Source organism: Actinoalloteichus spitiensis RMV-1378, assembly GCF_000239155.1.
In the GTDB taxonomy this organism is placed as follows: Bacteria; Actinomycetota; Actinomycetes; order Mycobacteriales; family Pseudonocardiaceae; genus Actinoalloteichus_B; species Actinoalloteichus_B spitiensis.
Genome location: NZ_AGVX02000020.1, coordinates 1 through 6,252 on the forward strand (window position 1 = coordinate 1; position 6,252 = coordinate 6,252).

The 6,252-nt window shown below is 73.8% G+C and carries 5 protein-coding genes; 4 read left to right on the forward strand and 1 reads right to left on the reverse strand.

The window, feature by feature from the left end; genetic code table 11:
• Positions 1 to 287 precede the first annotated feature (287 nt).
• From ACTIDRAF_RS0201160 to mptB, 3 genes are all read left to right on the forward strand, one after another.
• Positions 288 to 1,394: a polyprenyl synthetase family protein gene (locus ACTIDRAF_RS0201160; RefSeq protein ID WP_016696875.1), complete on the forward strand. Its 1,107-nt coding sequence runs from the start codon at positions 288 to 290 to the stop codon at positions 1,392 to 1,394.
• 255 nt (positions 1,395 to 1,649) lie between these two features.
• Entirely contained in the window at positions 1,650 to 2,855 is a 1,206-nt protein-coding gene (locus ACTIDRAF_RS26590; protein WP_016696876.1) for an FUSC family protein, read from the forward strand.
• 150 nt (positions 2,856 to 3,005) lie between these two features.
• Positions 3,006 to 4,622, forward strand: a complete 1,617-nt coding sequence (gene mptB, locus ACTIDRAF_RS0201170; RefSeq protein WP_016696877.1) for a polyprenol phosphomannose-dependent alpha 1,6 mannosyltransferase MptB — start codon at positions 3,006 to 3,008, stop codon at positions 4,620 to 4,622.
• Positions 4,623 to 4,772: 150 nt separating this feature from the next.
• Here mptB and ACTIDRAF_RS0201175 read toward each other — a convergent pair whose 3' ends face one another.
• Positions 4,773 to 5,138, reverse strand: a complete 366-nt coding sequence (locus ACTIDRAF_RS0201175) for an Rv2175c family DNA-binding protein (RefSeq protein ID WP_016696878.1) — start codon at positions 5,136 to 5,138, stop codon at positions 4,773 to 4,775.
• Positions 5,139 to 5,213: 75 nt separating this feature from the next.
• On the opposite strand from ACTIDRAF_RS0201175, the gene ACTIDRAF_RS26595 reads away from it, so the two are divergent.
• Positions 5,214 to 6,252, forward strand: a 1,039-nt coding sequence (locus ACTIDRAF_RS26595) for a protein kinase domain-containing protein (RefSeq protein WP_016696879.1), incomplete at its 3' end; no start/stop codon positions are given.

Consider the following 6,252-nt stretch of genomic DNA (forward strand, 5'->3'; position numbering starts at 1 on the left):
CCACCGAGAACCCCGGCCTGTCCGTACGGAGCCGGTCCACCACCGCCGTCATGACTGTCAGGTTACGGACTCACGACGCGCCGTGGTACTCGTCACCGTTCCCGTCCGCATGATGGGAGCACGCTGATGGCGGGCCGCGAACGCCCTGATCGGTGAATCAGGGCGACGGCCCTCCCGTACCAGTACGTGGACGGCAGCGCCCGGCCGCCGCTCCCCGGGACGATCACGCGGCGGGCGTCCACCCCCCAGGTTCGCCACCGCCGCGGCCCCTCGCGGAGGATGGCCTGGTGCAGCACTTCAGAAACGGGCGGGACGAGTCCGGTCGAGACCTGATCACCGCCGTCCAGGGCGCGCTGGAGGAGTTCCTCCACGACAGGAGGGGCGAGGTCGCCTTGGCGTCCACGGAGTTCGCCCAGGCGGTGGACTCGCTGTCCGGGCTGGTGCTCGGAGGCGGGAAACGAGTCCGGCCCACCTTCGCCTGGTGGGGCTGGCGGGCGGCGGGCGGCGGCCCCGCCTCCCCGGACACCGGGGCCGTGGTGCGGGCGGTGAGCAGCCTCGAACTCATCCAGGGCTGCGCCCTGGTGCACGACGACCTGATGGACGACTCCCCCCTGCGCCGAGGCCGACCGACCGTGCACGTGGCCTTCGCCGACCGGCACCGCCGCGAGGACTGGCGGGGAGCTCCGGAGCGGTTCGGGATGGCCAGCGCCGTGCTGCTCGGGGACGTCGCGCTCGCCTGGGCCGACGACATGTTCTTCGGGTCGGGACTGCCGGCGGAGGCCCTGGCGCGGTCACTGCCGGTGTGGCACGCGATGCGCAGCGAGATGCTGGCCGGCCAGTACCTGGACATGCTCAGCCAGGTGCGCGGCGACGAGGACGAGGAGACGGCACTGCACGTCAACCGGCTCAAGTGCGCCGCCTACACGGTCGAACGTCCGCTGCACCTCGGGGCGGCCATCGCGGGCGCGGAACGACCGGTCGTCGACGGCTTGCGCCGGTTCGGAGCCGACATCGGCATCGCCTTCCAGCTGCGGGACGACCTGCTCGGCGTTTTCGGGGACCCGGAGGTGACCGGCAAACCAGCCGGGGACGACCTCCGCGAGGGCAAGCGCACGCTGCTCGCCTCGGCCGGCCTCCGGCTGGCGGCGGAGCAGGGGCGTGCCGACGCGCTGGCGGAGCTGCGAGCCGTCATCGGGGACCCCGAGCTGGACGCCGACCGGGTCGCCTCGACCCGCGCCCTCCTCCTCGAGCTGGGCGCGGTCGACGAGATCGAGACCCGCATCGACCAGTACACCGACTCCGCGCTGCGCGCGCTGGCGAACACCTCCGTGACCGAGGAGGCCAGGGGGCGCCTGACGGAGTTGGCGGTGTCGGTGACGAAACGGGACCAGTAGCCGGCCCCGGCCGCTCCCGCTCGCCCCGGACCGGCGGTCCCCGCACGGCCGGGGGCCACCGTGGGGAACGCCACCCGGCTGGTCCCCGCCCGCACGGTTGCGGCGTCGCGGGGAGGGTGCCTACCGTCGTCGCCGCAGGTGAGGAGCACCCGCCTGCGGCCGGCGGCTCCGGCGGCGCCCGACCACGGCGAACGGCCTCCTGGTCGCCGCCAGGGACGCCTCCGCCGGGGCCGTGGCGACGGGGGGAGGGAGTCGATGGGAGCGGGCCGACGGCCCAGTGGCCTGGGCCAGTACGGCCTCCGGCGGCGTCTGCGCGCGTTACCCGCCTGGCTGGGGGCAGCGGTCCGGGGGGCCGGACCGGAACGGGACGTGCTCGTCCAGGCCGCGAAGACCGCGCTCGCCGCCACCCTCGCCTGGGTGATCGCCGAGCACTGGCTGGACCTGCCCCAGTCGTTCCTGGCTCCCTACGCGGCGATGTTCATGGTCTCGGCCACCGTGTACCGCTCGGTGACCGGTGCCCTCCAGCAGGTGGCCGCCGTGGGGCTCGGCCTGGTCCTGGCCTTCGTCGTCGTGCGGTTCGTCGGTCCCGAGCTCGCGGCCCTCGCGGTGATGGTCGCGGTCGGCGCCCTGCTCGGTCGCTGGCGCGGGTTCGGGGAGAACGGCCAGTGGGTCGCGGCGACCGCGCTCCTGGTCTTCACCTACGGCATGGCCGCCGACGCGACGATGCTCGGGATCCGGCTGGCGGAGACGGCGGGGGGCGCCGCGCTGGGAGCGCTCATCAACGTGCTGGTCCTCCCGCCCGTCCACCTCAGGGACGCCAGGACCGCCATCGACTCCCTCGCCGCCGAGGTGGCCGACCTCCTGGAGGAGTTCGCCGGAACCCTCCGCGAGGGCGGGTGGCGCTCCGGTCAGGTGGATGACTGGTGCCACCGGGTGTACGGCCTCGAGCGCCGGATCCGCCGGGCCGAACGGGCCGTCTCCTGGCAGCGGGAGAGCACCCGGTTCAACCCCCGGTCCCGGATAGGCCGGAAACGGCGGTCCGCACCCGTGCCGCCGGACCTCACGCCGGTGCTGTCGACCCTCCGCCAGCTCGAGTTCCCGCTGGCCGAGCTGGCGGACGTCGCCCCGTCCGTCGGGCGCCGGGACACCGGAGGTGGTCCCGAATCCGGGATCGGGGAACCGTTGGGCGAGGCGGTGGCGGGTGTCGCCGAGGCGGTGCGGCACCTCGCGGACGGCGGCTCCTGCGGCGCTCGGACGGAGGGCTGCCCGATCCGGCGGGCGGTGGACCGGACGCACACCCTGGCCGAACGGCTCGGCGACCACCCCCCTCGGCCACGCGTGTGGGCCGGGACCGGAGCGCTACTGCACTCGGTGGACAGGATGATCAGCCAGATGGAGCCGCACTGCCAGTGCGAACGGCCGGACGAGCCAGGACGCGAGCCGCTCGTCACCCGGGGCTGAACCCGTGCGGGGGAGGCCGGCACCCGCCCTCCCCCGCACCGCGCCCCCTCGACGGGCCGCGGGGGCGTACGTGGTAGCCGACCAGGAACGATCACATATCGGTCAGATCGCGCAACAGAGCGATACCCCGCTGTGGGAACATAAGCCGAAATGTCCACGCCATCGCTGCCCCGATCCAGCCCCGCGCCCGACACCTCCGCGGCGGCTGCACAGCCTCCTCTCCTCCGGCGCCGGATCCCGGACCCCGAGGCCACGCGTGACTCCCCTGACAGGCCCGAACGGCGGACGCTGGGTCGGCGGCTCCGCGCCTTCCGCAAGCTGCTCCCGCTCCGGATCGTGCTCCTCGGCGTGCTCGGCTCCGTGGCGATGGCACTCGGCGCCGTCGGCGCGGCCGGTGTGCTGCACCACGACCCGCTGCTGGCCAACTCCGGGTGGAGCTGGGTGCGCTTCGGTCACGGCCAGGACCTGGCGAACGCGCTCCTGTACGTTGGCCTGGGCCTCGCCGTGTGGGCGTGGGTCCGGCTGGGTCGCGAGGTCCGCATCGAGCGGGTCGGCTCGCACGGCGTCCTGGCGGCGGTGATCGCCTGGACGCTGCCGCTGGTCTTCGCGCCACCGCTGTTCAGCCGCGACGCCTACAGCTACCTGGCACAGGGCAACCTGGCGGCGCACGGGCTCGACCCGTACCAGGAGGGCCCCTCGGCGTTGCCGGGTCCGCTCGCGGAGAACGTCAGCTGGGTCTGGCAGAACACGCCGGCGCCCTACGGCCCGTTGTTCATCCTCCTCGCGAAGATCATCGTCATCGTCACGGGCGGGAACCTGATCCTGGGCGTCATCGCGACGAGGCTCGCGATGATCGTGGGCCTGGCCATGATCTGTTGGGCGGTGCCGGGCCTGTCCCGCCACCTCGGTGGGCGGACCGCCGTGGCGCTGTGGATCGTGGCGGCCAACCCGCTCATGCTGGTGCACCTGGTCGGTGGTCCCCACAACGACCTGTTGATGGTGGGCCTCCTGGCGGCGGGTGTGCTGCTGGTGCTCGACCGCCGGCACCTGACCGGGATCGTGGTGGTGACGCTGGCGGCCGCGGTCAAGGCCACCGCGGCGATGGCGCTGCCGTTCCTCGTCTGGGTGTGGGCCCAGCGCCTGTCGGGGTCGTTGCGGGTCAACTTCGTCAAGACCGCCCTGACCGGCGCGGCCGCCTCGGTGGCGACGTTCACGGTGTGCACCCTGGTGGCCGGGGTGGACCTGGGCTGGATCAGCGCCCTCCAGACCTCGTCGATCATCGTGAACTGGCTGTCGATCCCCACCGCCGTGGCGCAGCTCGCCCACCTGGTGACGGGGTGGTTCGTCTCGGTTCCGCTGGGACCGTTCCTGGCCGTCACCCGGACGGTGGGCATGGTGGCCCTGTTGGCCGTCGTCGTGTGGCAGTGGTGGAAGGCGCGGGTCGGCGGTGCGGAGGCCATCCGCCGGGCCGCCCTGACGATGCTGGCGGTGGCGGTGCTCTCCCCGGCCACCCTGCCGTGGTACTTCAGCTGGCCGCTCGTGCTGGCGGCGGGCCTGGCGTGGACCGGGGCGGGGATGGTCGCCATGGTCTGCGCCTCGGTGTGGCTGCTGCTCGTGACCTTCCCCGACGGGGACACCGCGCTGTACTCGTGGCTCTACCTGCTGGGAGCGCTGGCGGTGTCGGTGTTGGCGGCGGTGTCGCTGGTGCGGCCCGACCCGCTGCGGCTGTCGACGAAACGGCCGGGCACGATGCCCAGCACTCCCTGATCGGCCGGAGCCCCGTCCCCGCGGCGGGGCTCCCCGGTCCGAGATCCCGCCCGGGGAGCGGGGTACCGGCTGGCTCCCCCGGAGGACCCGGCCAGGCCCCCCGCCGACCGGGGAGCCGAGCCGGACACCGCTGCTGGCCCGTGCGGCCGGTCAGAACGCCATCGCCTGCGCCCGGCGCTTGACCTCGCGGCCCCGGTTGCCCCGCAACGCCTCGATCGGGGTGCCGGGCAGGGTGTCGTCCTCGGTGAACAGCCAGCGGAGGATCTCCTCCGAGGAGTAGCCGCCGTCGCGGAGCACGGTGACCGTGCCGGGCAACCCCTTCACCACGCCCTGCTCGTCGATGAGGGCGGCGGGTACCACCGCGATCCGTCCTCGGCGCAGGGCGAGCAGGTGACCGTCGCGCAGCAGCTGGTGCACCCGGGTCACCGGAACGCCCAACCGCTCCGCGATGTCGGGCAGCGGCAGTGCTTCGACCTCCGGCGCGAGGACGTCGGAGGCAGTGGGGAACTCGCTCACGGGAGCAACCCTGCCATACCCCGACCGTGATGCCCTGCGTTGGATGCTCCCGTCCCCTCCGTACGATCGGGTGTTGTGAACCAACGGGGGGTGGATCTCACCGGTGCGGCCCTGGAGGGCCGTTACCGGGTGGAGAGCGTGCTGGCCCGAGGTGGCATGTCCGTGGTCTACCGCGGTGTGGACACCCGGCTGGAGCGGCCGGTGGCGATCAAGGTCATGGACCACCGCTTCTCGGCGGACCGGACCTTCGTCGAACGCTTCGTGCGAGAGGCGCGGGCGGCCGCGCGGCTGCACCACCCCGCGATCGTCGCCGTGCACGACCAGGGCGTGGAGCGCGCCCCCACCGAGGACCACGTGTTCCTCGTGATGGAACTGGTCGACGGCGGCACCCTCCGGGAGCTGCTCCGCCGGGACGGGGAACTCCCGGTCCCCCTCGCGTTGAGCGTCCTGGAACCGGTGCTGAGCGCGCTGGGAGCGGCCCACGAGGCCGGGATGGTGCACCGGGACGTCAAGCCGGAGAACATCCTCATCGGGCCGAACGACGCGGTGAAGGTCGCCGACTTCGGGCTCGTGCGGGCCGTGTCCGACGCGAAGCTCACCAGCGACAGCACCATCCTGGGGACGGTGGCCTACCTCTCGCCGGAACAGGTGGAGACCGGGATCACCGACGCCCGGGGGGACGTCTACTCGGCGGGCATCGTGCTCTACGAGACGCTGACCGGGCGGCCCCCCTACACCGGTGACAACCCGCTGTCGGTGGCCTACCGGCACGTCAACAGCGACGTCCCCCCGCCGAGCGAGGCCGTGCCCGGGATCCCCCCCGCGCTCGACGAGCTGGTCCTGCGGGCGACCAGCCGGGATCCGGCCCACCGGCCAGCGAACGCGGCGGCCTTCCGGGACGAGCTCCTCCGCGTGCGGGACGCGTTGGGCGTGCGGCGGGTCCCCGTGCCGGTGCCCGCTCCGGTGTGGACGCCGCCACCGCCGCCGACGGCGTCGGCCACCAACCCGCCCTCCTCGGAGGGTGGCGCGCGGCCGTCGTCCGACGACCCGCCCACGGAACGCATTCCCCTCACCCCGCCGGACGGGCACCGCACCCAGCCCGGCCCGCCTCCCC

What these genes read in the sequence shown, in the direction of transcription:
- ACTIDRAF_RS26590 (WP_016696876.1), top strand. Translation starts at nt 1,650, where the DNA reads ATGGGAGCGGGCCGACGGCCCAGTGGCCTGGGCCAGTACGGCCTCCGG.
- mptB (WP_016696877.1), top strand. Translation starts at nt 3,006, where the DNA reads ATGTCCACGCCATCGCTGCCCCGATCCAGCCCCGCGCCCGACACCTCC.